This window comes from Streptomyces sp. PTL18, assembly GCF_059510295.1.
This window is the reverse complement of sequence record NZ_JCAJZO010000019.1, coordinates 31,027-53,452: the sequence shown is the minus strand read 5'-3', so window position 1 is coordinate 53,452 and position 22,426 is coordinate 31,027. Positions and strand designations below refer to the sequence as shown.

At 70.2% G+C, this 22,426-nt stretch carries 17 protein-coding genes; 10 read left to right on the top strand and 7 right to left on the bottom strand.

The features are described 5' to 3' along the window. Positions 1-6 precede the first annotated feature (6 nt). Positions 7-2,586, bottom strand: a complete 2,580-nt coding sequence (locus AC5WS8_RS28590; protein WP_496106375.1) for a Pls/PosA family non-ribosomal peptide synthetase — start codon at positions 2,584-2,586, stop codon at positions 7-9. Positions 2,587-2,943: 357 nt separating this feature from the next. Then, complete coding sequence (locus AC5WS8_RS28585; protein WP_496106374.1) at positions 2,944-3,450, bottom strand: MarR family winged helix-turn-helix transcriptional regulator; 507 nt, start codon at positions 3,448-3,450, stop codon at positions 2,944-2,946. 144 nt (positions 3,451-3,594) lie between these two features. Between AC5WS8_RS28585 and AC5WS8_RS28580 the strand changes: the two genes are divergently transcribed. The 5 genes from AC5WS8_RS28580 (at position 3,595) to AC5WS8_RS28560 (ending at position 9,782) form a co-directional block, all read left to right on the top strand. Further along, positions 3,595-4,113 carry a YceI family protein gene (locus AC5WS8_RS28580; RefSeq protein ID WP_496106373.1) on the top strand — a complete coding sequence of 173 codons (519 nt, stop codon included), beginning with the start codon at positions 3,595-3,597 and terminating at the stop codon, positions 4,111-4,113. 268 nt (positions 4,114-4,381) lie between these two features. Further along, positions 4,382-5,572 (top strand): FAD-dependent monooxygenase, encoded by a 1,191-nt coding sequence (locus AC5WS8_RS28575; protein ID WP_496106372.1) that lies wholly within the window; start codon positions 4,382-4,384, stop codon positions 5,570-5,572. 945 nt (positions 5,573-6,517) lie between these two features. Next, entirely contained in the window at positions 6,518-7,063 is a 546-nt protein-coding gene (locus AC5WS8_RS28570) for a MarR family winged helix-turn-helix transcriptional regulator (RefSeq protein ID WP_496106371.1), read from the top strand. A gap of 248 nt (positions 7,064-7,311) precedes the next feature. Then, complete coding sequence (locus tag AC5WS8_RS28565; RefSeq protein ID WP_496106370.1) at positions 7,312-7,992, top strand: hypothetical protein; 681 nt, start codon at positions 7,312-7,314, stop codon at positions 7,990-7,992. Between the two features lie 1,088 nt (positions 7,993-9,080). Beyond that, the gene (locus AC5WS8_RS28560; protein ID WP_496106465.1) at positions 9,081-9,782 is read left to right on the top strand and encodes a ribonuclease BN; all 702 of its coding nucleotides are present in this window, start codon (positions 9,081-9,083) and stop codon (positions 9,780-9,782) included. Positions 9,783-9,880: 98 nt separating this feature from the next. Here the strand turns inward: AC5WS8_RS28560 and AC5WS8_RS28555 are convergent, their stop codons facing one another. Beyond that, complete coding sequence (locus AC5WS8_RS28555; protein WP_496106369.1) at positions 9,881-11,038, bottom strand: alpha-hydroxy-acid oxidizing protein; 1,158 nt, start codon at positions 11,036-11,038, stop codon at positions 9,881-9,883. A gap of 683 nt (positions 11,039-11,721) precedes the next feature. On the opposite strand from AC5WS8_RS28555, the gene AC5WS8_RS28550 reads away from it, so the two are divergent. After that, the gene (locus AC5WS8_RS28550) at positions 11,722-12,132 is read left to right on the top strand and encodes an SPW repeat protein (protein ID WP_496106464.1); all 411 of its coding nucleotides are present in this window, start codon (positions 11,722-11,724) and stop codon (positions 12,130-12,132) included. 278 nt (positions 12,133-12,410) lie between these two features. Here AC5WS8_RS28550 and AC5WS8_RS28545 read toward each other — a convergent pair whose 3' ends face one another. The 3 genes from AC5WS8_RS28545 to AC5WS8_RS28535 form a co-directional block, all read right to left on the bottom strand. Continuing rightward, positions 12,411-13,172 (bottom strand): DUF4142 domain-containing protein, encoded by a 762-nt coding sequence (locus AC5WS8_RS28545; RefSeq protein ID WP_496106368.1) that lies wholly within the window; start codon positions 13,170-13,172, stop codon positions 12,411-12,413. Positions 13,173-13,386: 214 nt separating this feature from the next. Then, positions 13,387-13,818: an SPW repeat protein gene (locus tag AC5WS8_RS28540; protein WP_496106367.1), complete on the bottom strand. Its 432-nt coding sequence runs from the start codon at positions 13,816-13,818 to the stop codon at positions 13,387-13,389. Positions 13,819-13,908: 90 nt separating this feature from the next. Further along, positions 13,909-15,588, bottom strand: coding sequence for a chloride channel protein (locus tag AC5WS8_RS28535; protein ID WP_496106366.1), 1,680 nt, complete (start codon positions 15,586-15,588; stop codon positions 13,909-13,911). 899 nt (positions 15,589-16,487) lie between these two features. Here AC5WS8_RS28535 and AC5WS8_RS28530 point away from each other — a divergent pair. Further along, positions 16,488-17,081 (top strand): Rv1733c family protein, encoded by a 594-nt coding sequence (locus tag AC5WS8_RS28530; protein WP_496106365.1) that lies wholly within the window; start codon positions 16,488-16,490, stop codon positions 17,079-17,081. Between the two features lie 31 nt (positions 17,082-17,112). Here AC5WS8_RS28530 and AC5WS8_RS28525 read toward each other — a convergent pair whose 3' ends face one another. Continuing rightward, positions 17,113-18,510 carry an APC family permease gene (locus AC5WS8_RS28525; RefSeq protein WP_496106364.1) on the bottom strand — a complete coding sequence of 466 codons (1,398 nt, stop codon included), beginning with the start codon at positions 18,508-18,510 and terminating at the stop codon, positions 17,113-17,115. A 647-nt stretch (positions 18,511-19,157) separates the two neighbouring features. On the opposite strand from AC5WS8_RS28525, the gene AC5WS8_RS28520 reads away from it, so the two are divergent. Genes AC5WS8_RS28520 through AC5WS8_RS28510 form a run of 3 tightly spaced genes read left to right on the top strand, consistent with a single transcriptional unit; the run spans position 19,158 to position 22,335 of the window. Continuing rightward, on the top strand, positions 19,158-20,273 hold the full coding sequence (locus AC5WS8_RS28520) for an acyl-CoA dehydrogenase family protein (RefSeq protein WP_496106363.1): 1,116 nt from the start codon (positions 19,158-19,160) through the stop codon (positions 20,271-20,273). Next, on the top strand, positions 20,270-21,124 hold the full coding sequence (locus tag AC5WS8_RS28515) for a phosphate/phosphite/phosphonate ABC transporter substrate-binding protein (protein ID WP_496106362.1): 855 nt from the start codon (positions 20,270-20,272) through the stop codon (positions 21,122-21,124). Before AC5WS8_RS28520 ends, AC5WS8_RS28515 begins: the two co-directional genes overlap by 4 nt. Continuing rightward, entirely contained in the window at positions 21,121-22,335 is a 1,215-nt protein-coding gene (locus AC5WS8_RS28510) for a ferritin-like domain-containing protein (RefSeq protein ID WP_496106361.1), read from the top strand. The genes AC5WS8_RS28515 and AC5WS8_RS28510 overlap by 4 nt, the downstream gene beginning before the upstream one ends. The last annotated feature ends 91 nt before the right edge of the window (positions 22,336-22,426 follow it).

The following is a 22,426-nucleotide window of genomic DNA, read 5'->3' as shown; positions in this document are numbered from 1 at the left end:
GCTTCGTCAACTCGCCGTCGAGGCGGCCTCGTTCACCGAGGCCGCGCCTGTCGTCGTCGGGCCGCCGTCACCAGGGGCGTCGCGCAGCTCGACGGCGGGGTTTCCGCCCCACAGGGCCTTCGGGGGAACTTCCTCGCCCTTCATGAGGAAGGAGTCGGGGGCCAGGACGGCGCCGTCGCCCATGGTCACGCCGTAGTGCACATGGGCGCCGACCCCGAGCGTGCAGCCGGCACCGAGCGCGGAGCGGTCGGACTTGAACGTGCCGTCCTCCTGCGAATGGCACTGGATCTTGGAGCCGGCGTTGAGCGTGCAGTCGTCGCCGATGGCGGTGAGCGTCCGCTCCGTCACCCCGCAGCCGTCGTCGAAGACCCTGCGGCCGATGCGCACCCCCAGCAGCCGCGAGATCACGTTCTTGAAGGGGGTTCCGTTGAATACGCTGAGGTGCGCGGAGGGCACCTTCCACAGGAGCTCGTGATACCAGAATTTCGGGTCGTAGATGGAGCACAACCGGGGACTCAGCGGACGGAACAACGTGAAGCAACGCTCCACCAGGACGTAGTAGAGCGCGGTGAACGCGAGCGTGAGCGCCAGATAGCAGGAGATCACCACATAGCCCAGCACTCCGTACAGGTCGACGGAGGCGAGTACGAACGCCGTGAGCACAAAGGTGTGCAGCCAGCGCAGGAACAGGAACAGGGCCATCGAGCGGAGGTTGTAGCGGTTCTTGGCAGCCAGTCGGCGGCGCAGCTCGTCCCCGGTTCTGAGGTGGTCGAACCGGGTGTCGCGTTCCACCGTCCGCGGAATCTCGAAACAGGGAGAGCCGAGCAGTCCGACGCCTTCGCGGATTTCTCCGTCGAGCGGGACCATGACTTTCGTGGCGAGCAGGCAGTTGTCGCCCGTTCTCGCCCCCGCCGGATACGCGATGTTGTTTCCGAGGAAGTTGCGTGCGCCGATCGACGTCCGGGACACCCGAAAGGAGGTGCTGGAGAAGTCCGCGTTGAGGATGGAGAGTCCGTCGGCCACCATGGTGCCGGTGCCGACCCGGGCCAGATACGGGGTCTCGTGCTGCACCTCCGTACCGAAGTTCGAGCCGGTCTGCTCGACGCGGGACAGGTCGTATCCGAGTCCGAGCAGGTAGGGGACGATGTAGGAGCTGTCACCGAACAGCCAGGCGAAGAACTTGACGTTGGTCATAGCGGAAACGGCCCGGAACGCCGCGTAGTGGAAGCCGTAGAGCGGATAGACCGTGTCGGGTTTGATGGCCGGCTGCAGCAGGCGCGGCACGGCGAACAGGGCGGCGAGGCCCAGCAGGACGAAACCGAAGAACAGCAGCAGGGACAGCAGGAACGTGTCGACGGCGAACTCCGTCGTCAGGATGCCGACGTCGTCCGGGTTCAGCCGGTCGTCGAGCACCGGGATCCCGGTGAAGAGCATGTACAGACCGCCGACCGTCAGCGGGATGTACAGCAGAAACAGCTGGAGCAGGCTGACGAGGGCGAACCAGGCCCGGCGCGGTGTGCCGCACCGGGCCGGCGCCACCCTGACGTGGTCGATGTCCGTGGGCTGGGCCGGCGACCCGTGACGACGCTCGCCGGCCCGGACCGTCTGACCGCGATACAGGGCGGACGAGTGGCCTAGTTGGGATCCGTCGCCCATCGAGGTGTCGATGTCGAGTACGGTCCTCGATCCGATGTAGACATCTCGGCCGAGCGTGACCCGGCCGGTCTGGATGCGCCCGGCGTGCGCTCGGTAGCACAGGAGGAAGGCGTCCTTGCGGATCACCGATCCGGCGCCGATCGTGAGCAGGTCGGTGCAGACCGGTACGGACCGGGAGAGGATCGTGACGCCCTTGCCGATCCGCGCGCCGAGCGCCCGCAAATACATGACGTAGAGCGGGTTTCCGACGAAGAGGATCATCGGATTGGCGTGCAGCAGTGCCTTGACGACCCAGAAGCGCAGATAGGTCAGGCTCCAGACGGGGAACTCGCCGGGCTTCCAGCGGCCGATGAGGACCCACTTGGCGACGACCGGGAGCGCACACAGGGTGAGGAAGCCGAGCCCGCCGAAGGCGACCGAGCGCAGATAGACGTCGGCCAGCCCCGAACCGTCCGCGACCCACTCGTAGCCCTCGCCGGCGACGAGCCCGGTGACGAAGGAGTAGCCCAGAAAGAAGAGCAACTGGAGTGTGCCGCACAGGACGTAACGCGGGGTGCTTCCCGGAACCGGTGCGGGCTCCTGCGCCTGTGGCGTCGTGGATGCGGGGAGACCGGCCGGAGCCGGTGCGGCCTCCGTGAGGGCCGCGGCGAGAGAACGGACCGTGGGGTGCCGGTAGATGTCCTTCATCGACACGGACGGAAGGTCCGGCCGCTTCCTGACCCGTGCGCAGAATTGGGCCATCACCAGGGAGTTGGCACCGAGATCGTCGAAAAAATGACTTTCGGACTGCACGCTTTCCGTATTGACGACCTCGGCCAGAACTTCGGCGAATTTCCTCTCGGTTTCCGTCGCCGGGCCCGCACCGCCGCGCCGGTCGATCGCGGGTCCGTCCTGACCGAGGACCAGTGCCTCGGCAGACTTGTCTACCATTCAAGCTCCTTGAGGAAATCCGACAACGACCGGCCACGGGTGACCGGTCCGGCGTCCTCCGTGCTCGGCGGTGACCGGACCGAGCAATCCGGAAGCCGCGATGTCGCGCGCTCTTATCTGATCACGCCGCCACGCGCTTCAGTTTGTGTCGGACATACTCAAGTTGCCACTCGTATTCGATCGCGACGAAACGACAGTAGCGCTGAACAGGGCAGTGTCCCTTGTTCCGTACTTCGATGGGGTGAGTGACAAGTCACCCGTATGGGGGTTCACCCCGGTGGGGCGCGACGAGAGAGCCGAGTGGGGGAACGGTGAAGGGCCCCGGACGCGGACGCGGCTCGGTCCGTCACCCCGTGATCAGGAGTCCTGCGGGTGATCGTCTTCCTCGGAGGTGTGGGGTGCGTGGGCGAGCAGGCCGGTCAGCGCCGCGCACCGGTCCGGGCCGATCAAGCCGACCAGGACATCGGCGAGGGCGGGGGTGTTCTCGGCGAGCAGCCGCCGGCCCTTGTCCGTGAGGGTGAGCGCGATCCCGCGCCGGTCGCCGCAGACCGACTCGCGGGCGACGAGCCCCATGTGGTTCAGGCAACCGACCTGGTAGGTCAGCCGGGTCTTCGGGCGGCCGAGGAGTTCGGCGATCCGCGTCATGCGCAAAGTGGCGCCCGGCTGCTCCGCGAGCAGGCACAGCACCAGGAACTCGTCGTGCGAGACCCCGAGGGTCTTCTTCACGTGCTTGCGCAGCTGCTGCTCGATCGCTCCGGTGGCGGCCACGACCCGCATATAAGTGCGGAGCTCGTCCGGCAGCAGTCCTCCGCGGTCCGTCGGCGCGTCGGCTGACGGGGCGGCGGAGGCGGAGTCGTCGGTCATGCCGCCAGGATAACAGTGTTCCAAATCTGAACGATCTCATCGCCAAACGATGGTTCAAATTCGGATCACCTGCTACGGTGCTGTTCAAATTTGGATGAGATGTGGTCGTTGCCTCCGGCCACCCTCCGCTGTCAGGAGACCTACATGACCACTGCTGCCGTCGAAACCGGCCTCTTCGTGCTCGACTCCGCCGCCTCCACCGTCACCCTGAAGCACAGGACGATGTGGGGCCTGGTCACCGTCAAGGGCACCTTCACCTCGGTCTCCGGCCAGGGAGAGGTGCGTCCGGACGGCACCGCCACGGGCACCGTCAGCCTGGACGCCGCATCCCTGGACACCCGGCACGCCAAGCGCGACGCGCACCTGCGCTCCGACGACTTCCTCGCCGCTGACCAGTTCCCCGCGATCGTGTTCGACGTGCTCGAGGCCGGTCGGCGGGGCGACGGCACCGTCACCGTCCAGGGTCGGCTGACCGTGCGTGACACCACCCGACCGCAGACCGTCACCGCCACCCTCACCCAGGGCGGACCCGAAGAGGTCACCCTCACCACCGAGTTCACGGTGGACCGCACCGAGTTCGGTCTGACCTGGAACCAGCTGGGCATGATGCGCGGCCCGGCCACGGTCAACGCCACCCTGACCTTCCAGCGCGCGTCCGCGTGAGGAGGTCGCCGCGCCGTCTTCTCCCGCCGCCGTGTCCGGGGCCGCACGGGGTGCGCGTCCCGGACCGTCGTGGTCGCCGGCGTCGCGCGCGCACGAACTCCGTCTGCCGGCCGCTCGGCCTCACGGGTGCCGTCGGCATGGGTGGCGTCGCCCAGCGGGTGATCGAGCGGGTTGCCCCTTCGAGGACCCTGCTTGACAGCACGCTTTTGCATAGTGCAAAAGTATAGGGGTGCGGGGTTGTTGCCGAGCGGAGAGATGGTGGGCACCCATGAGGGCAGTCATCTGTGGAGCCGGTATAGCCGGGCTGTCGCTGGCCGGTCGCCTGCACAACGTGCTGGGCTGGGAGGTTGTCGTCCTGGAGAAGGCCCCACGGCCCCGCACCGAGGGATACATGATCGATTTCTGGGGGCCTGGCTACGACGCGGCCGAGGCCATGGGGGTCCTGCCCTGGCTGCAGGAGCTCGGCTACCCGGTCTCCGAGGCCTCGTTCTTCGACGAGCGCGGGCAGTGCCATGCCCGGCTGAGCTACGACAGGTTCGCCCGTTCCCTGCGTGGACGTCTGCTGAGTATCATGCGCCCCGACCTCGAACTCGCCCTGCGGGAACGGCTGTCATTCGCGGTCGGCCTGCGCTTCGGTCTCGGTCCGGCCCGCATCGACCTGCGGTCGGACGGCGTGCGCGTGGCCCTCGTTGACGGCACCAGCATCGACGCCGATCTCCTTGTGGGAGCCGACGGCATCCACTCGACCGTCCGCCGCTTGGTCTTCGGCGACGAGAAGCGCTTTGTGCGTCACCTTGGCTATCACACCGCCGCATTCACGTTCGAGGACCGGCAGGTGCACGGCGAACTGGGCGACCGCTTCTGCCTGACCGACACGGTCGGCCCGCAGATGGGCTTCTACGCCTTGCGTGACGGCAAGGTCGCCGCCTTCGCCGTACACCGAGCCGCTGACCCCTGCACCCCTGAAGACGCGCGGGGCGCCCTGCGCCGTGAGTACGGCTCGCTCGGCTGGCTCGTGCCCCGCGCCCTGGCCAACTGCCCGCCGAATCAGCAGATTTACTACGACCAGGTCGCACAGACCGACGTGCCGTCCTGGAGTCGCGGGAGGGTGGTACTGATCGGCGACGCCTGCCAGGCCGTCTCCCTGCTCGGCGGACAGGGCGCGTCCTTGGCGATGGGCGGCGCCTATCTCCTGGCCGACCAACTCGCCCGCACCTCATGTATCGAGGACGCTCTGCAAGGCTACGAGCGGCTGTGGCGGCCGGTCGTCAGGAACAGACAGCGCCTTGCCCGCCGGACCGCCCCCTGGTTCGTCCCTGAGTCGTCGCTGCAGTTGAGTGCCCGTCGTGCCGCCCTGAGGTTCGCCGATCTGCCCGGTGCCGGCCGACTCGTCGACACGCTGCTGGCGGGGAGGCAGCGGCCGTCCCTGCGCCGACTCGCGGCGATCCCCGCCGGCTGAGCACAGCCGACGTGCGCTGCGCCACGCACGGAGGGCACGCGACTTCGACCACGCCGGGGTCCACTGGCGCTGCTCCCGCCCGCGCAGTCCCGCGCTGCGGTGGGCGCCGAGGACTCCGCTCACACCCGGGAGCCGTGGAGCCCGGCATGCTTGTCCGTGAAGGACCCGGTCGCCCGGAATGCCACGGTGCACCCCGCCGCCGACACGACCGACGGTCCGATCACCAAAATCGCGGTGTGCGACGGCGCCTGCGATGGTCAAGTCCGCTCCAGAGGCAGGAACGAGTGGCCTCCGGTCCGCAAAGGGGAGGCCTTGAGCCGGCGCTTGGTGACATCGCCGGCCTGCCCCGCCCGTAGCCGGTTGGGGGGGCCTGCCGACGGCTGGAGCTCGCCTGGTGCCGCGATACCGTGCCGATTCACCCCGGACGCCGGGCGGCAGCCAACCGTCGGCAGACCCAGTGCAATAATTGTCTAATGCAAAATGCCGGTGCAAGGGTTTTGTGAAAATGAGGGCCGCCTTTTGCGGCGCGCCTGCTCCCTCGAGGACGACTGACGGTTGGGTATCCGGCGCCGGTCGGTCGCGTTGACGGTCGGGAGGCGGCGGCGCGCACGACGGGTGCCGGAGGGATGCCCCGGGGCGCTGTGCCGGTCAGGGCGCTCGGTGCCGGGGCAGCCGCACTCGATGTCGTCGGCGGACCGGGAGTCGGATGCCTGCCGTTGATCTCCCTCGGGCCGGCGTTCTCCGGGCTGGTCGGCGCATGGCGGTCAAGACCCGCAGCGCGCCCTGGATGCCCTGGCGGCCCTGCGCGAGGACCCGGTGCGGCAAGGCGCCGGGCCACACCACGGCAAGGCGTGATGCTCCCGCTGCGGTGACACGCTCATGCGGAGGGAAAATGTGTTCCCGTCGGGTGAGTGGGCCGCCGATGTGACGAGGTAGAAAGGACGCATGCCGGAACGCAGGAACCCCGAAGGGGCCATGGACGACGTCGACGCGGTCACCCGGGCGGTGCTGACAGCTTCGCGGCTGCTGGTGGCGGTCTCCGCCCGCTCCCTCGCCGAGGTCGAGGAGCGGGTGACCGTGCCGCAGTTCCGGATGCTGGTGGTGCTGTCCATCAGGGGGGCCACGAAGCTGGTCGCGCTTGCGGACCTGCTGCAGGTGGCGCCGTCGACGGCGATGCGCATGGTCGACCGGCTCATCGCGGCCGGACTCGCCGACCGGCGGGCCAACCCGGACAACCGGCGCGAGACCCTGCTGCAGCTCACGGAGGAGGGGCGGCGCATCGTCGAGGACGTCACCGCCCGGCGCCGTACCGCGCTCGCGGAGATCGTCGAACGGCTCCGTCCGACGGAGCGGCTGGCGCTGGTCGAGGCCCTCAACGCCTTCAACGAGGCGGGTGCCGAGCCCCCGGCGTCCACGGCGGACGACCTGGAAGCGCACCCGCTGGGCTGGGTGATGGACGACGCGGTCACCCGCGAGCCCGGCTCCTCGTGATGTTCGACGCCTTCCCGATTCGCCTCTTCTCTGAACCGGACTCTTTTTGCATAATGCAAGTGAAATGACGAACGTGGGGTTCCGCTGCCGCCTCCGGTGCATGCGGGCCCCACGGGCGTGTCCGGCCGGGCAGGGCGTTCACCTCTCCGGGGCGGCGGCATGCGAAACCGCCGGCGGGCGGGAAGCACTGGGGTGAGACGCACGTGCGACGACGGCATCGGCTTCCGTCCGGGGTGGAGCCGCCTCTCATGGAGCATGTGCGGTCTGCGGTGTGGGGGCCTGCCGAGTTCGTCGGCCTGCCGCCCAGGTGGCTGCTCGGCGAGGGGCTCCTGGCCGGGCTGCTGGGGGCCGGGGCGATCGTCGGCACCACGCTGGTCGGCGCTTGGACCGGCAGGCTCTCGTTGGCCGACGGCGAGACCGGCCTCGTCTGCGCGGGCGCCCTCACCCTGTATCTGATTCTGGTGCGGGCCGGCCGCGCTCTGGTCGGGACGGTCGCCGTGCTGGGCGCATGCCTGGCGCTTCACGCTCCGCAGGCAGCCGCGGGTGTGGTGCTGGCGGAGCGAGGACGCGTGGAGTCCGCGGTGGTGACGTCGGTGGAGGACGGCGGGTTGATGGCCGACGGGCGCGACCGCTACCTCTGCTCGGTGGCGGACCGCAACGGTGCCGCACTCAAGGTGCGCATCTGGCGCGGCTGCGCGCGGACGACCCGGCCGGGAGATTCGCTCCCCGTCGTCTATGACCCCGAAGGGTGGGCGGCCCCGCGTGGTCTGGGAACCGGGGAGGGGCTGGCGGGGCCGTTGCACGACCTGGCCCCGTGGATCGTCGCCCTGGTCGTCGTAAGCACGGCCGCCGTCGTTCGCTCCTATCGGCTTTCCGGCCCTTGCGATGCCTCCGAGGGCCCCGGGCGGAGTGGTGCCGCCCGGCGTTGATCGGTTGCCCGTCCGGGCCGGGGGACACGGCGGCTGTGATCCCGTGGTCGAAGTCGACCGGCCCGGCTTTCTCCGTCTGTCCGACGTGGTCCAGGACCACCTCGTCGGCCTGGCGGATGATGGTGTCGGTCAGCCGGTCCACTCCACGTGTGGCCCGGCGTCGTCGAGCGGCCCCGGCGGGGGAGTCGGGAATGTCATGGTCAGGTACTGTCGCAGATCCGGTGACGATCGAACATGCCGGCCTCGGCCGCGCGCCCGGGGAGACCGGGTCTGCACGGTCCTCGGTGCACCTCCCGATCTACGTCGGGGACCTCCTCCATGGCGGCCCTCTCCGGTTCATCCAGGGGCCGCACGACGGCGCCCACGGGCTCGCCCGGCGCCGGGAACCCCCGGCGGCGCTTCAACTGCTCGCGGCGACTGGGGGACCACCCGGCCGGCTGCGTCCTACTCCCAGCGGCGCAACCAGCACAGCACCGGGCGTCGTCTGCCGGGGCAAGGGATGGGGCAGGCCCCCAGGCCCCTACGACCTCCCCGATCAGCCCGGCCACGGGACGCGGGTCGCGCGGCATCACCGGGGTTCGGCGTCGGCGGCGCCGGGCCGTCTGTTTCGCTGCTGACGCATAGGGCAACTCGAAGAAGCCTGACAGGGTCATGGAGCTGGTCACCGGTGGCTCCTCGCTGTTGAAGAAGCAACTTCATGCCGTCGTCCCCTGGGGGTCTCGATGAGAAAGCGACAACGAGCCGGGCAGCAGGTCGACCCCATGGGTCCGGGGTTGTGCGACGTGTGCGCCACCACCTTTCCACGGGGCCGAACAGTTCGGCGATACCTTCCCGACTTCCCCTTCGCACACCCCGGCAACGGTTGGCTCGACGGCGTCCGGGCCGTCAGCGGCTGCAGCGACGCCCGCATCGCCCGGCACGACGAGCGGATGCGGCGACGGGATTTCCCGGAGCTCTGATCACATGCGGCCGCCCGCCTCGCGGAGAGCACGGAGAGCATCGTGAGACGGTACTGGCAGGCGCTTCACCGTCTGGGGGACCGGACAGGATTGAGTGCCCTTTTCCGGCGGGGCCGTGACCTGGAGCTGATGCACCGGGCCCTCGGCTTCGCGACGCTCGCTCTGGTGACCCTGGCTCCCCTGCTCATCGTGGTGGCGGCCGCTGACCCGCTCAGGCGCGGAGGCTTCGCGGCGTGGCTGGCCCAGGGCATGGGTCTGTCCGGTCGCTCGGCCCATGTCGTCACCGGGATCATCAGGCCGTCACGCAAAGTGATCAGCACCACGAGCGTGTGGAGCGGAGTGCTGCTCGCTGTGTTCGGCGTGGCCTTCGGCGGCAGTGTGCAGAACGGGTATGAGCGAATCTGGGACCTGCCGCCCGGCCCGTGGCACCGCATCTGGCGGCAGGCGACGTGGCTGCTGGCACTCACGGCCTACCTCTACCAGGAGGTGCAAGTCCGTACCGCTCTGCACGGGTGGCTGCGCATCGTGGTGTTCTTGGCGACCGGCACGGTGTTCTTCTGGTGGGGCCAGCACTTTCTCCTGGGCGGGCAGGTCCGCTGGTGCGACCTGCTGCCGGGCGCCATCGGCACCATGGTGGGACTGAGCGGCCTGTGGGTCTTCTCCTACCTGGTCTTCACGCCGCTGATCGTCAGCAACGCGATCAGCTACGGCACCCTCGGGGTCGTCCTCGTGGTGGAGTCCTGGCTCACCGGCGTCGGGTTCGTCGTCTATGGCGGTGCACTGTTCGGCCGCTGGTACCGCGACCAGCATTGGCCGCCATTCAGGAAGTGACTTTACGTGTGCCCTCCCGCGTTGCTCTTGGACCCGTCAGTGGTCCTGGGAGGTAACGCGGGTTCAGGCCGATTCTGGCTCCGCACGCCGCAGCGCGCTCATCCGACCAAGCGCAGTACGTCGGGCGTGAGGTCTTTGAGCGTGGGATATCCGTCGACGGCCATGATCAAGTCTGCCTCGGCCAGGAGCGAGCGCAGCACGTGCGCGACGCCGTCGACGCCGCCCAGTGCCAGCCCGTAGCAGTACGGGCGGCCGACCCCGACCGCGGTGGCACCCAGCGCCAGCGCCTTGATGATGTCGGCGCCCGTACGCACCCCCGAGTCGAACAGGACCGGCAGCCCGTCGGCAGCGTCGAGCACGTCCGGCAGGCACTCCAACGCGCTCAGTCCTCCGTTGGCCTGCCGTCCGCCGTGGTTGGAGCAGTAGATGGCGTCCACGCTGTGGTCCTTGGCGCGGCGAACGTCGTCGGGATGGCAGATGCCCTTCAGCATCAGGGGCAGCGTGGTCTCCGACCGCAGCCACTCCAGGTCCTCCCACCGGAAGGGGCCACCGAAGATCGGCAAGGTGCGCACGGCCACCTCGGTGGCGTTCTCCCCGGGCTGCAGTCGCCTGCGGAAGACCGGATCGCTGGTGTAGTTGCTCAGGCAGCCGCTGGGGACCTGGGGGTAGTTCGAGCCGGCCAGGTCCCGGGGCCGCCAGCCGGTGACCCAGGTGTCGAGGGTGACGGCGATGCCGCGGTAGCCGGCGGCCTCGGCGCGGTGCACCAGGCTTGCGGCCATCTCTCGATCCGGTGGCGTGTACAACTGGAAGAAGCCCGGTGTGTCGCCGAGTTCTGCCGCCACCTCTTCCATCGGATCTGCCGACAAGGTACCGGCGAAGAAAGGAACTCCGGTTCGCGCGGAGGCCCGCGCACATGCGAGGTCACCGTGACCGTCCTGGGCGCATACCCCGATCACCCCGACTGGCGCCATGAAGAGGGGCGAGGGCAGCTTCACGCCGACGAGCTCGATCGACATGTCTCGTTCGGTGGGGGCCACCAGCATGCGCGGATAAAGGCCCCAGCGCCGGAACGCCGCGCAGTTCGCGCGCTGGGTGTGCTCGTCACCGGCGCCGCCGGCCACATACGCCCAGACCTTCGGCGTCATCGCGGCCGAGGCCTTCTCCTCCAGTTCCTCGAACGTCATCGGGTAAGGCGGCTGATTGCCGTGCCGCCCCTCGGCGTACAATTCATCCTGGTATGCGGCAAATTGCGTCATAGGTTCTGAGTACCCGTGCGTGGTGCAGCCGATACACCGGCCGACGACGGCTGTGCGCCGCGGACACCCGCGTCTGTCGCACCCGACGTTCCACTTGCCTGCGTCTGGGAGATGCGAGGGTCCGGGGTGCCGCCCCGGGTCGGCAACGGAAAGAGGTGCAGCAGCTTGTCGACGGGCCCTGCCGGCTCGGACGGCCGGCGCCCCGCACTGACGAGCCCTGGGTGGGAAAACCCTGACGGCCGGTTCCCGCAGCCCCTCCGCCTCGGGGCCGGACGGCCTGGGGCACGTGGCGCACGTGGATCCGGCGTCCGGTCGGGCGTGCCCCACGGGCCCCTTACGACGGTGCTGTGACGGTGGGCCTGGCTTGCGACGGTGCTGTGACGGTGGGCCTGGCTTGCGACGGTGCTGTGACGGTGGGCCTGGCTTGCGACGGTGCTGTGACGGTGGGCCTGGCTCCCGGGCGCGCCGCTGGATGCCGGACCGGGGACGGTCTCCCCGGGGATGCGCACCATCGCCGAGTGGCTCGGCCGACCGTCTGGAGCGCATGAGTCGTGAGGGCGAGCCGAGGGTGGTGTGCGGGTCATCGAGCAATGGGAGATTTTTGACGATTACATGCCCTCTGGATGGATACGCGAGAGATGTCAAAAGGCAGCAATCAGCGGAAAAGGGGCACTGACGTGACCATGCATTCGCGTATCGAGGAGCATCCCGACATCCAGGCCATGCGGGCCCGGGCCGTCGAGGTCTCCGTCAGGCCGTCCGCGCAGGCCGCCGAGGGGCTGACCCTGCTGACCGGCCTGTATTTGGCGATCTCGCCCTGGGTGGTCGGATTCAACGGCAACCCGTTGGCCGTCAGCAATCTGGTCACCGGTATCGCGCTCGCCGTTCTCGCCCTGGGGTTCGGCTCGGTGTTCGAACGTACCTTCGGTATGGGGTGGGCGGCAGCCGGTATCGGCGCCTGGGCGATCATCGCGCCCTGGGTCGTCCAGCACGCCTCCGCCACCACGGGCACCATTGCCAGCAACACCGCCACCGGCGCAGTTGCGTTCGTCCTCGGCCTTGCCACCACAGCGATGGCGCGCGGCCGTTCGTAACCGCAGGGCAGTCGACCGGCCGGGCACCGAAGAAGCCGAGGGAGTCCGGCCGGTCAGCTGGTGTCGGCCGGCGCGACCGACAGGCACAGCGGAGCACGGGCCACGTCCACGTCATCCAGGACGGGGCCGCACAGCGAATGCCAGGCGCGGCCCTTACCGGCCGCCGTCGTTCGCTCCGATCGGCTTTCCGGCCCTTGCGACGCCTCCGAGGGCCCCGGGCGGGGCGGTGCCGCCCGGGGGTGATCAGCTGCCTGTCGGGCCGGGGGACCCGGCGGCTGTCATCCCGCGGTCGGGGAGGCCGTGGGGGCGTCGACGGACGGGCCCGTCGGTACGCCGTCCGTCGGGACCCCGGGGGGTGGTGTGAGGACCACGACCGGATCTCCCGGCTGGGGCACGGGTGGCGTGACCTGGTTGGAGGGGAGCTTCGGCGGAGTGGTCTCCTGGAAGTTGACCTGGTCGAAGTTGACCAGCCCGGTTTTCTCCATCTGTGCGATGTGGTCCAGCACCACGTCGTTGGCCTGGTCGGCCAGCTGTCGCACGAGGGTGTTCTCGGTGGTGGCGCGGATCTTGGCGATGGTGGAGAAGATCGAGCCGTGGGTGACGCGCAGGATGTTGGCCAGGTCGGTGTCGAACTGCTTGCCGGTGTCCGACGTCAGCGTGTTCAGGAAGCCCTGCTGCTGTGGGGTGGGCTGGTTGGGCAGGGTGATGCCCAACTTGGGGGCGATGTTGCGGCAGGACGCGTCGAGCGCGGCGTGCCCGATCACCAGGTGCTGGCCGGCGGTGCGCACGGCCGGGGTCGTCCCCTTCTTGAGAGCCAGCTGCCCCGAGGGGTACTCCCACAGGCCGGCGGATCGCACGAAGACGACGAAGTTGCGGTCGGCCTCGGTGAGTGGACCGTAGGGGGTGGTGGCGATCACGCGCGCGGCGTTGGTGGACACGTTCTGAACCCCGAGCATGCTCGGATAGACCAGAGCGGCGAGGGTCAGGCTCAGCGCGCCGCCCACGACGACGGTTCCGATGGTGGTGCGGGAAAAGGGCACGGTGTCTCCGGTACGAACGCGTGGATGGCGTGGACGCCAGGAGGTACGGATGTGCCGCGCGCCGGAATCTTTGGCTTGAGTAAAATTTGCAGGATGTTATGTGATGTCGGTCACGCAGCGCCTGTGCGTCCCGAGCTCGGTGGGGCGGCGGAGGGCGAGTGCGCGGCCGGCCGGGACGGCTTGCGCGGAGTACGCACCGTCCTCCGCGGGAGCGTCATGGCTGCGTCCCCTGGGGGAGGTTCGCGGCGATCAGGCCGAGCAGGCATGCGATGCCGCCCGTCAGGCTGTTGCTCCACACGATCCCGGGGGATACGCCGTGGGCGGCCGTCACCACCGACGGTGAAACGATGAGCCAGACACCGATGGGCGCCAGGGTCCACGGCAGTCGTGGCGACCGCTGCGGCGTGAGCGGCAGTCCGACGGCGGCGACGGCGAGCCCCACGATCAGGTTGCCGACCGTGAGGTATGGGTTGGTCCCGGAGAAGTGGACCACCCAGGGCGAGATCGCCGTGAAGATGCCGGTCAGCACCACGAGCCCCTCGACGGCGACCTCCCGGCCGTTCGCTGATGCCCGCCCCTGGCGAGCCCGCGTCTCGGTCGCGTCGGGGCGATCTTTGAGTTCGGTCGAGCGACGTGGGTACGGCATGACGGGGGCGCCGTTCTCTCGCGGTACGAGTTTTTATTATGCAATGGATGTACCGCGATGTCCCTTCTGCGGATTTCTGCCAGGGGGCGTCTAGGTGGCGGTGTGCACCGCTCGGAGGGCGCTTTGGTGGCTGAGCCAGCCGACCGGCTTGCCCTCTTCGGGGTCCAGGACCGGCACGCCGGTCCCGCCTGCCGAGAGGAGGGCGTGCAGAGCCTGTGCGAGGGGCTGGTCCACTGCGACCGGTGCGGGCGGCTCGGCGAGCTGTCCGATGAGCGTGGGGGCGGTGTCCGGTTGTTCGGCGAGGGCCTCGGCCACGGCCTGTGCGGTGACGACGCCGACGTACTCTCCGGAGTCATCCGTCACCGGTAGGGCCCCGTGGCCGGACAGGCTCAGCAGGTCGGCCGCGTCCGCGAGTGCGGTGGAGGCGGGCAGGGGCGAGGGCAGGGGCTCCATGACGGCGCCGACGGGCTGGCGTCCGATGCGGGCCCCCTGGGCCGGACCTTCGAGGTCGACGCCGCGGCGGCGGAGCTTCAGTGTGTAGATGGTGTCGCCCGTCAGCAGGCGGCTGGTCGCGGTGGCCAGGACGATCGCCAGCATCAGCGGCAGGATGATCGAGTACTCGCCGGTGAGTTCGAAGAGGATGACCACGGCTGTGATCGGCGCGCGCGCCGCGCCGGCGAAGACGGCTCCCATACCGATCAGCGCGTACGCGCCCACCGCGCCTGCCGCCCCGGGCAGCAGATGGTGGACGGCCGCCCCGTACGCCGAGCCGAGCGTGGCCCCGATGAACAGGCTGGGCGCGAACACTCCGCCCGAGCCGCCGATCCCGATCGTCAGACTGGTCGCCAGTATCTTGCCCACCAGCAACAGCAGCAGGAATCCGACCGCGTAACCGCCCTCGGTCGCCTTCTGCAGCACCGGGTAGCCGACCCCGTACATCTCGGGCAGCGCGAGCAGCACCAGGCCGAGCGCCAGGCCGCCGACCGCCGGGCGCAGCCATTCGGGGCCGCGCCAGGCCCAGTCGCAGGCGTCCTCGATCATGTACAGGATCCGGGAGAAGCCCACCCCGACCACCGCGGCGACGACGCCCAGCAGCGCGAACAGTCCGTACTGGGTGACGTGGTCGACGTGGAAGTCCGGCAGGTTCAGGAAGACCGCGTTGCCGAAGGCGGCGCGACCGATCACGCTCGCCGTCACGCTGGCCAGCACCGTCGCGCCGAACGCCTCCGCGCTGAAGCTGCCGAGGATCAGCTCCATGGCGAAGAACACGCCGGCCAGCGGGGCGTTGAACGTCGCGGCGATGCCGCCTGCCGCACCGCAGGCGACCAGGAGCTTCAATCGGCCCTCGGTCGCCTTGGACACTCGGCCGAGGGTGGAGCCGAGCGCGGAGCCGATCTGCACGATCGGGCCTTCGCGGCCCACGGATCCGCCGGAGCCGATGGTGAGGGCGGAGGCGAGCGTCTTCACGATGGCGACCTTCGGGCTGATCCGGCCGCCGCGCTGGGCCACTGCCAGCATCACCTCGGGAACCCCGTGGCCGCGCGCCTCCTTGGCGAACCGGTTCACCAGCGGCCCGTACAGCAGGCCACCGGCCACCGGGGCGAGGAGCACGAAGTAGGGGCCGAGCCACGGGACGTGCGGATTGCTCGTGCCCGGAGCGGCCGCGTAGTCGGCGTGTCCGGAGAGGAGGTGCGTGAAGGTCGTGATGCACCAGCGGAAGACGACCGAGCCGGCACCGGCTCCGGCGCCGACCACGACCGCGAGGGCCATCAGGACCCAGGGTGCTGACCTCAGAGCGTTGAGCGCCGGTGTCGAGGTCAGGTGGCTTGTCGTGCTGCCTCTCGCGTTGTCTGTCGTTTGCTTCGTGTCCTTGGCCGCCTCAATGGCATGCATCAGTTCCCCTTCCTTAGTTTTGCATTATGCAAAAAGATCGGGGAATCTGCCAACCGCAGGACGGGTGGCGGCACGCCTTCACGGCGTGGCGTCTGTCACCCGGGGCAGCGATCCCGCCGTCTGCCGACGGCCGGCCCAGAGGACGGTCGGCGGGCTGATCGGCCGGATGATCACCGCCGACCTCGTCGCGGACGATGCCGACTCCGGCCGACCGGGCCCTGAAGGATCTCGCGGGCATCCCGGCCTGCGGCAATCAGTGCGGCGCCCGGGACGCCGGCGGCCGTCGCGACCACGGGAACCCCGAGTACCGGGCAGGGCACCGGACGGCGCCATCAACATGACCCGGCGCAGCCGGACCGGCATGGGGTACGGGTTCGTCGAGGTGATGGTCCTGGAAGCCGACCGGCCGGCGGCCCGGTACGGGCGCGGGGTGGCCGGCGTGGTCATCCACCAGGACGGTACGCCCGCACGTTCGGGCCATTTCCAACGCCGGGGTCGTCGTCCGGGGATAGCGGCAACTGCCGGCCGACGGCTTCGCCCGGGTCGTCGATGCCACCGCCGCGACGGTGACCGATGTCACTCGGGACTCCACTGGGAGTGGGGGAGATGCGCGAGATGATCCGGGGCTTCGACAGTGACCCGGTGCCGTTCACCGCGGAGATGGGCAGCCCGGAGGATTGACCGCCCCCCGGGTCTTTCGATCACCGGCCGCTTTCCTTACCGTTCTGGGCAACACCACGGCAAGGCGCTGGTGCTCGTAAGCGGGGTGTCGGCTCATGGCGATGAGGTCGGGACGGTGCCGGACGCTCCGCACGAGGCTGTGGCGGTGGCGGCGCAGTCCGCTTCGGCGGACGAGTGACCTCATCGAGGCGTGGCTGCTGCTCGTCGCGTGGATTGCAGGCGTGCTGGGCGGGGCGGCGGCGGGAGTGGTGGCCGCCGTGATCGCCGATCGGGGCTTCGGCGAGGACCGTTCCGATCGCCGACAGGTCGTGGCGGTCCTCCTTGAGAGCGCCAGGGACGCGGCGCCCACGCACGCGGACGTGAGCACCGACGCCGGCGCGGCGGTTCGGTGGGCGACGCCCGACGGCCGGACGCGGACCGGGCGGGCCGCCGTGCCCGTGCACTCTCCCGCGGGGACACGCGTACTGGTGTGGATCAGTTCCCGTGGGGATCCGGTCTCCCGGCCTCCGGACCGGCCCGACGCGGTGCTGAAGTCCTCCCTCGCAGGCTTGGGGGCGGCCACGGCCACGGGATGCGCGGTCTGGGGCTCCGCACGAGCCGCACGTGCCCTGCTGGACCGGCGTCGTATGAAGCAATGGGCGCTGGAGTGGGAGCGCGCCGACACGCGGCGGGGTGGCGCGACGGCTTGACCCGCCACCCCCGCGGAGACTGCCTCCCGGTTCAGTCCGCCTCTGCCTGGGCCTCGACGTCCTCGATGCCGCTGGGCCGTCCGGCCCGGTTCCAGCGGACGTACAGGCCGCCGGCGATGAGGAGTGTGGCCACCATCGACAGCACCGGCCAGCCGCGCAGCAGGTTCACCACGAGGGTGAATGCCACCGCGGCGGCTGCGATGCCGTTGATCCAGGCCAGTACGGGGGTGCCCTCGGTGCGGGCGAACCGGGTCATGGCGAGCAGGCCCACCAGGAAGCTGACGAAGACGGCGACGGCGTAGAAGAGGACGAGTTCCTGTTCCTGACCGGCCGCCGCGACGATGATCAGGGCGGCGGCGGCCAGGTAGACCACCACGGACCAGTACGGGGTGTGGTGGCGGTTGGTCCGGCCGAGCACCGGAGGCAGCACGCCCGGCTGCTGGGGCGTGCCGGACAGGGCCTTGAGCAGGCCGGGCCCGGCCTGGAAGGAGGAGCTGGCGGCGGCGAGCAGCAGCAGCGAGCTGGTGAGCTGGAAGGCGCCGTACAGCCAGCCCGGGCCGGCGGCGGCGCGGGCGATGTCGGCGATCTGTGTGGAGTCCGCGCCCGGTATGCCGATGTGCAGCTGCACGGCGAGCGAGGTCAGCGCGAACGTGAGGCCGCCGACGATCACCACCAGCAGGGCCAGGGTGCCCCGCCCGAAGCGCCGGCGGTGGGTGTCGTCGAGCTGGCCGAGCTGGGCGATCGCGGTGGACGGCGCCTCGACACCGGTGGCCAGTGCCATGGCGACCGGGAAGGCCAGCACCACGGCGAGCATCGCCGGGCGGCCGGGGTCGTGCGTGGCCGCCGCGTGGCCCGCGGCGTGGGGCGCCGCGAAACCGAGGATCAGAACCGCCACCGAGATGACCACGAACGCCACCGTCATGACGGCGAACAGCAGCCGTCCACCATGCCCGAACCAGGTCAGCCCGGCCACCACCAGCAGAAGCACGAGAGCCAGCGGGATACGGACGGGAGCAAGGGCCGGGAACAGGGCGATCACCGCGCTCGACGCCGCTGCGATCGAGATGCCGATGGTGAGGACGAAGTCGACCACCAGTGCCCCGATGGGCAGGAACGTCCATCGCGGGCCGAACGCCCGCGCCGCCGCCGCGGCCGCGCCCCCACCCTTGGGGAAGCGGCGCACCAACTGCCAGTAGTTGGCGGTGACCAGGACGACGAGCCCGATCACCAGGCTCATGGTGGGCAGCAGCAGCGCCAGGTCTCCGTGCAGGGCCCGCAAGGCCGCCTCGATCGCGTAGGCGACGGAGGAGACCGGGTCGGCGATCACGGCGAAGGCGAACGCGAAGAAGAGGATGGAACGACGCGGAGCGCGCCCGTGCAGAGCTGCGGGGGCGGCTGATGTGACGGCGGCGTTGCTGGTGGCGGGCACGCGAACACCTTTCGGACCTGTCGGAAGGAAACAATGAAGAACGCTTCGCCGACCAGGCTTCCCGGCACACCGACGACAACGTTACGTCAGGAACTCGTCCCTACGCCATCAGGGTCCCGTCAAGGACGCGTCAAGGTCACCGGTGAGTGCCGCACCCGGGGCGGTGTGCCCCGGCCTCTCACGCGCGGACCGACCGCCTTGTCCCGGTCCGCCGGACACAGGACGGCGCACGACGACTCGTCCTGCGGGACGCCTGGGGCAGGTCGAGGTCGACTCGGAGATCTTGGTCGCCCGCTCCGGCTCTCTGGACTCCGGCGCACCTGCGTGCATGCGTCGTTGGAGCAGGGGCAACCGCGCCGAGGGCGTGCGGTGGGGTACGGGACGTGTCCTACCCGCAGTCGCGGCCGGGGCCTCCACGGCGAGACGGCGCGCAGCACCTGCCACGGCGCCGGACGGTGCCTGCGCCCCTGCGTCCCTGCGCCGCCCAGGCCGCGTGCCGGTCCGTCCTCGGAGTGGATTCGGTGTGTTTGTCCGTGGTGGCCGAGTCGTGGTGATTGGCTAGGAGTGAAAGCGATACGCCAGGCGATTTCCTAGGAGTTGCGTTGCCGCAGACACCCCGTGCCGTGCCGACACCGGACGCTCCACAGATGCTGGACTCCGTGATCCGGGACGTCATCGAACCGCTCGCCGAGCAGGTCGACCTGGAGGGGGCCTTCCCTCGGGAAGGTGTGCGAGCCCTCGCCGAGTGCGGGGCGCTCGGTCTGCTCAGCGCCCCGGAGCAGGGAGGTGCCGGCGGGGACCTGCGGCAGGCCGCGTCGGTCGTCGAGCGGCTGGCCGGTGTCTGCGGCTCCACGGCCATGGTGCTGCTCATGCACTACGCGGCCGTGGCCGTCATCGAGGCACACGGACCGGCGCAGATGCGGCGCGCGGTCGCCGAAGGACGCCACCTGAGCACCCTGGCCTTCTCGGAGAAGGGCTCACGGAGCCACTTCTGGGCACCCATCGGCACCGCTTGCCCGGACGGCACCGACGGCGTGCTCCTGAACGCCGACAAGTCCTGGGTCACCTCGGCAGGCGAAGCCGACAGCTACGTCTGGTCGAGCCGCCCGCTCCGGACCGCGGGCCCGATGACGCTGTGGCTCGTACCGAGCGACAGCGCCGGCCTGGACGTACGAGGCCACTACGACGGGTTCGGGCTTCGGGGCAACGCCTCCAGCCCGGTCAGCGCCAAGGACGTACACGTTCCCGAATCGGCCCGCCTGGCCGCCGACGGCGAGGGGCTGGCCGTCGCCCTGGAGCTGGTGCTGCCCCGGTTCCTCGTACTGAGCGCCGCCTTCTGCCTGGGGGTGACCGAGGCGCTCCTCGCCGTCACCGCACAGCACCTGCGCACCACGCGCCTGGACCACCTGCGGCAGACTCTGGCGGAGCAACCCGTTCCCCGCCGCGAGTACGCCCTCCTGCGGCTGCGGGCCGACGCGGCCCGTGCCTTCCTCGACGACACCCTCGCCGCACTCGACACCGCGCGCCCCGACACGACGCTGCGGGTGCTCCAGGTCAAGGCACTGGTGGCCGAGACCACCGCCGAGGTCGCGGACGGCGCCATGAGACTGTGCGGCGGCAGCGCCTTCCGCCGTGAGTCGGGGGTGGAACGTCGCTTCCGGGACGCCCTGGCGGCACGCGTGATGGCCCCGACCACCGAGGCGCTGTACGACTTCTGCGGACGGGCCGGACTGGGCATGCCGCTGCTGGAGGAGACCCGGTGAACGCGCTCCTGCTGGGAGCCGTCGCGTACGACCCCAAAGTGGTGACCATCTGGTCCGGCTTCCGCGCCTGGTTGCGGCGCAATCAGCTGCCCTTCGACTTCGTGCTCTACGCACACTACGAGCGGCAGGCGGAGGACCTGGTGCGCGGCCGCATCGACGTCGCCTGGCACTCGCCCCTGGCCTGGCTGCGCACCCGCCGGCTGGCCACGGCGGAAGGTGTCGACGTGCGACCGCTCGTCATGCGCGACACCGACCAGGACCTCACCTCGGTCCTGGTGGTCAGATCCGACGCTCCGTTCGCCACCGTCGCGGACCTCAAGAGCGAGACCATCGCGGTGGGCGCGGCCGATTCACCGCAGGCAACCCTGATCCCCCTGCACCACCTTCAAGAACAGGGCCTCGACGCGGACGCCGACCTGCGGGTCCTGCGCCACGACACCGGAATCGGGCTGCACGGGGACCACATCGGCGGTGAACGGGACGCCGCCCGTGCCCTGCTGGACGGCCGAGCGGCGGCGGCCTGCCTGATCGACAGCAACCACCTCGCCTTCGCCCAGGACGGCACCCTGCCCCCCGGCGGCACCCGGGTGCTGAGCCGCACGGCCCCCTACGACCACTGTGTCCTGGCCGCCGGGCCCTCGGCGGCCGCCGAGCCGCGCGAACACCTGACGGCACTCCTGCTGTCGATGTCCTACGCCGACCCGGACGTGCGCCACCTGCTCGACCTCGAAGGACTCACCCGCTGGGTGCCGGCGCGGGAGACGGGCTTCGCACAGCTCGCGGCCGCCGTGGACGAGACGGGCTTCTACGACACGCACGGCCGGGTCACGGCCACCGGCTACCAGCCATGACCCACCACGGATCCGCCCCCCTGCCGCTCGACCTCGCCGGGCTCGGCTTCGAACAGGGGGCGCACCTGCTGCTGCGCCGGGCCCTGAGCCAGGTGGCACCCGGTGAGGAGGTCGCGGTATCCGGCACCGACCCGGGTCTCCTGCTCCACCTGACCGTCTGGTGCCGCCGCGAAGGGCACACGGTGACACCCGCGCCCGACGGGAAATCACCGCTGCGCGCGCGTGTGCGGCGCAGCAGCAGGGCGCGGGACCGATGGAGTGGCGCCGAACGCGCCGGCGGGGCCGAACCGGGCGGTGTCGTCGACCACGCTCCGCCGCACTGGGGCCTGGCCGCGCGGGGCGCGCTCGTCGAGGCCGGCGGACCCGAGGTGCACTACGCCGTGGCCGACCGGGACACGGCCTGGACGGATGCGGCACCGCGGTTGTACCGCCAGGCGACCGCCGCCCAGTGGAATCCGCACACCGCCATCCCGTGGGACACCCCCTTCACCCTGCCCGACGACGTCGAAAGAGCCGTCGTGCAGGTGATGACCTACCTGGTGGAGAACGAGCAGGCCGCCCTCGTGGTACCCGGGCGACTGCTCGCCCAGGTCCACCCGCACTTCCGCGAAGTGCTGCAACTCCTCGCCGTACAGGCCGCCGACGAAGCCCGGCACGTCGAAGTCTTCACCCGGCGCGCACTGCTCAAGGGCGGCTGCATGGGCACCTCCTCGGTGGGCGGCCGGGCCTCCCTGACCACCCTGCTCTCCGAACCGGACTTCTCCGTCGCCTCCTTCCTGCTCTCCGTCCTCGGCGAGGGCAGCTTCCTCAACCTCCTCGCCTTCCTGGAGCGGAACGCGCCCGATCCCGTCACCCGTCGCATCAGCCGACTCGTCCGCCAGGACGAGGCACGGCACGTCGCCTTCGGTCTGGGTCACCTCGAACACCGCGCCACGGTCGACCCCCGCCTGAAGGGCCGACTCCGGGCCGCCGTGGAACGCCGCCACGACGTCCTGATCCACACCGCCGGCCTGAACGACGACGTCTTCGACGCCCTCGTGCTCCTCGCAGCGGGCTCGTGGACACCCGAGGCCATCGAACGCGGCTGGCACGCCGTGCAGCGGCTGCGGGAGGACATGGACGAAGGCCGACGCCACCGGCTGTCCCGACTGGGCTTCCCCGACGACGAGGCGGCGGCCCTCTCGGCACTGCACACCCGCAACTTCATATAGGAGCGGCTGGGAGTCCGTCCGGTTCGAAGTGCGGCAGATCCGCCCGACGATCAGCGGAATGCCATCTTCCGCCCTGCTCGTTCCCCACGCC